This is a genomic window from Gilliamella sp. HK2, from assembly GCF_001690265.1.
In the GTDB taxonomy this organism is placed as follows: domain Bacteria; phylum Pseudomonadota; class Gammaproteobacteria; order Enterobacterales; family Orbaceae; genus Gilliamella; species Gilliamella apicola_C.
On sequence record NZ_LZGV01000111.1, the window covers coordinates 1 to 3,518 of the forward strand.

The following is a 3,518-nucleotide window of genomic DNA, read 5'->3' on the forward strand; positions in this document are numbered from 1 at the left end:
CGAAACACATGCGGCTAATGTCCCACAAACCTATTACATTTATGATGGATTGCAAAATAAATTTATTGATCCTAATTTAGAAGGATATACCATTCGTTTTGATTCAGAAAAAAAAATCGCGACTAGTACTAAAACTTGCGGTAATGAATTTATAGATCCAACAAGTATCACCATAAATAAAATGTATTATTTTAATGAAAACACTAAAAAATATAATTATTTAGATCAATATTGTATTGCTTATGATAATAAAAAGTTTTTTCAAAAAAAGTGTACTAAAAAAGAAAGACAAGATTGTGAAAAGGCTGTAGTAGAGGTAGGTGATGAGCCATAATCAAATGAATAGAAATTTATTTTTTATAAAGAACAATTCAATCTTGCTTCCTAAGTTTATTGCTCATTAATGGTTAAAATGAAACGCTAATATTAAAATATAGATAAGCCCAAAGAAGCACTTTATAGACGAAAAAAGGGGAAATAATCTAAAAGTGAGGTTGGAATGATTTGTATAAAAAGAATGGTTTTTACCATGGTGTTTTTTTCTAATTTTGTATTTGCAAATTATAGTATTTATGAAGGCACTATAGATAAGTATAAAGTAGAATTCTATTTTGATGCCTTTTATAAGGATGACATTAATATTATCTATATAGATAATAAAACTTATGAACCCAAACAACTTAATAGTACTAATAAATATCAAAATGACAAAAGTATAATATTTAACATTCCTGAAACAAACTTTAGCACATCGAGCATAGATACTATCGTAATAAAAAATATTGATTTTGATGAGGATAGCACCATTATTTTTAATAAAACATTAGAATGTGAGTCAAAATTATATGGCACATTTAAATTAAATAAAAAATTTGACTATGATTTTAAAACACATGTTAATGCTGTTGATCATAATTTAAAACTAGAGAACAATGTGGAATTTAATAATGTAGAAATTATACAACGAGAATCTACTAAAGATTATTACTTTAAAACTATTATTTCCAAGAAGAAAGGTGAATTTTTACAAGTTGTCGGGATCAATATTTACAGGAAAAAGGATGGTAGTTTATTTCAAACAATCAATAATCTGAAAGATTTTGGTTTTCTTTCTTTCACTAGTATAAATACAGATAGAGATGCTAATTTTGATGGTAAAGATAATGATTTTTACATTTCTAAAACTACAGAAAGCCTTAATGAAAGAAATATCATTGACGCTTATTACTCTTATGATAAGAAACAAGATAAATTTGTTTATCTAAACTTAACAGGTCGTTTTATTGCTTTTGATTCTGAAAAAAAGACAGCAGAGAAAGTAAAATATTGCCCTAAAGATTACTTTAATCATGTCATTTTAACTGATTTATATCAATATACAGATAAAAAAAAATACACTTTATCAAATTCTGAATGTAAGTTTGAAAAGAAATCCGAGGATAATAATAAATTGTTATTTACTCGCCAATGCAATAATGAAGAAAGAAAATTTTGTATCAATGCTAGCGAATTATTAATCGATGATTATTTTGATTAAATATGGTGTTATTAATAAATACAATAAAATTATTTATTAGTGATAACTTTTCTTTACTAGCTAACATAGGCTATATATCGATTTGACAATGGAAATATGGGTGACAAAGAAATAGAATTTCAGATAGAAGAAGCTATAGGTTACATCGTCCATAATGTCAGCCAATCCGAACGTTTTGACGAGCCTAAAAAAATCCCTTTATCTAACATGAAGCGAGTGTTAGATAGTGAATTACCACCATTAGCTCATTGGATAATTTACCCAAAGCAACACTGTCTACTTTCCACGCACAATATTACTTGACACATCGGGGGATGAGAGTTTAATGGCGGTCGATGATGCTAACCCTGATTCGGTATGGCGTTATATTCAGGCATTGAATCAACAAGGGGTACTGATACAAGGTTGGGTAAACATTACAGCAGGTGCACAAGCGCATATCAAATTGGTTTCCCCATGGCATTGGCCTGGGTTTGAAACGATAGAAGAAAAAGCCTCGATAGGTGAATTATCTAACAAGATTGGCAAAAATAAAGTGGCGAAATTGGATTTAGAAGATTACACACCAGCGATGCAGGAATTACATCAAATCTTAACGGGAACTCTGCGTTATTCCAATCAGCGAAAAAAAACACACTTACCTTCTTTTACGGATAACTATTTAAAGGAAGGTCTACGCCGAAGTTGGGCCGCAGAGCGGATAGGGCATTTACTGGTCAAATATGAAAGTGAATGGTATGCCGATGAAGCATTAAGTAAATGGAATGAGATAGATGAGCTGTTTGAAGAAGAAAAGCAACAAAAAAAAGAGTCTATTGAAGCGATATTAGATAAAATCGGCATAATCGAGCCCTATCATCGAGACTTTGCCATGAAAAAAGTGGACGAAGCCCTTGAGCATGTCAAATCAAACTGGCAACTTGAAAAAGAGCAACGCATTAAACCGTCACTGTGGTGGAAAGAAGTGGCACAGGCACAAGCTCAAAACCCAACCGCAAACACTGATGCCAATACCCCTAAACTGTCCAATCTATCCGCAGACGGCAAGGCGTGGTTTATTCATCCGGTGGCGATGATAGATTATTTCCCTAAAAGCGAGATTCTTTTTCAGAAAGGGGATAAGCATGAGATTATTCGGGAAATTAATATCCGCCTTGCAGGTTTTGGTGGCAATGTACCAACCGATGAATTTACTGAAAGAACAGAAAAGATGATAAAACAGTTTCAACGTGATTATATGCAAGTTGAGGAAACTGGCGTTGTGGATATAAAAGTTATACAAGCAATTGATAGATTTCAAGAAGAATATACGATTAATAATACGATTTGGTTACAACTGAAATGTAGGTGTTCTCCTAAACAATGTAGTGGATTTGGTAATGGTTCAGGAAAAAATACCTCACCAGAACAATTTAATAAATATGAATATCCAGGGTTACATAGATCATTATTATTTGGATTTTGTGCGCTAAACTTTTATTTAAGTAGACAAAATGTTTATAAGTTTAGAGAAATTTCATCGGGATATAGATGTTCTTTGCATAAGGAAGGAGGAACTACTTCTAATCACAGAGGAAAAGCTTTAGATATTCAGTTTAATAAAGGTAATTGGGAAATCAGACATCGATTTTACATTAATATTGAACCCTTAATGTATATTCGTGATAACTTCTTTGCAACTTACCTTAATGCGCAAAACAAATGGGCAAATAGCAACCTTTTTAGCACTGAGCCAATAGGTTTAAAAAAGGATAATTCAATAATAGATAGAAATCATACATATAGTTGGATTCATATGGATGTTAGATCATTTGAAAAACAATATTTATTAGATGAATATTTTTGTACTGATGCCGCAACTTTAAATAAAGAAAAACTAATTACCCTTATTAATAAATAAGAAAAATAGAATAAATTAGAGGAGGAAATAATGCTAACAATACTAAATCGTTTTTTCGTTTTATTTTTTTGTTGTTTTATC

4 protein-coding genes are annotated in these 3,518 nt (G+C 30.8%); all 4 read left to right on the forward strand.

Annotation, left to right across the window (positions count from 1 at the left end; all coding sequences use genetic code 11):
• Positions 1-334, forward strand: a 334-nt coding sequence (locus A9G45_RS14535; RefSeq protein ID WP_176701652.1) for a hypothetical protein, incomplete at its 5' end; no start/stop codon positions are given.
• Between the two features lie 165 nt (positions 335-499).
• A complete protein-coding gene (locus A9G45_RS12890; RefSeq protein WP_141673698.1) occupies positions 500-1,537 on the forward strand; it encodes a hypothetical protein in 1,038 nt (345 codons plus the stop codon).
• Positions 1,538-1,633: 96 nt separating this feature from the next.
• Positions 1,634-1,840: a hypothetical protein gene (locus A9G45_RS12895; protein WP_065567980.1), complete on the forward strand. Its 207-nt coding sequence runs from the start codon at positions 1,634-1,636 to the stop codon at positions 1,838-1,840.
• Between the two features lie 22 nt (positions 1,841-1,862).
• Positions 1,863-3,437 carry a peptidoglycan-binding domain-containing protein gene (locus A9G45_RS12900; protein ID WP_065572421.1) on the forward strand — a complete coding sequence of 525 codons (1,575 nt, stop codon included), beginning with the start codon at positions 1,863-1,865 and terminating at the stop codon, positions 3,435-3,437.
• The last annotated feature ends 81 nt before the right edge of the window (positions 3,438-3,518 follow it).

Bases quoted from the DNA above. Each gene is read 5' to 3' on its own strand.
- A9G45_RS12890 (WP_141673698.1), top strand. From the start codon at position 500: ATGATTTGTATAAAAAGAATGGTTTTTACCATGGTGTTTTTTTCTAAT.
- A9G45_RS12895 (WP_065567980.1), top strand. From the start codon at position 1,634: ATGGGTGACAAAGAAATAGAATTTCAGATAGAAGAAGCTATAGGTTAC.
- A9G45_RS12900 (WP_065572421.1), top strand. From the start codon at position 1,863: ATGGCGGTCGATGATGCTAACCCTGATTCGGTATGGCGTTATATTCAG.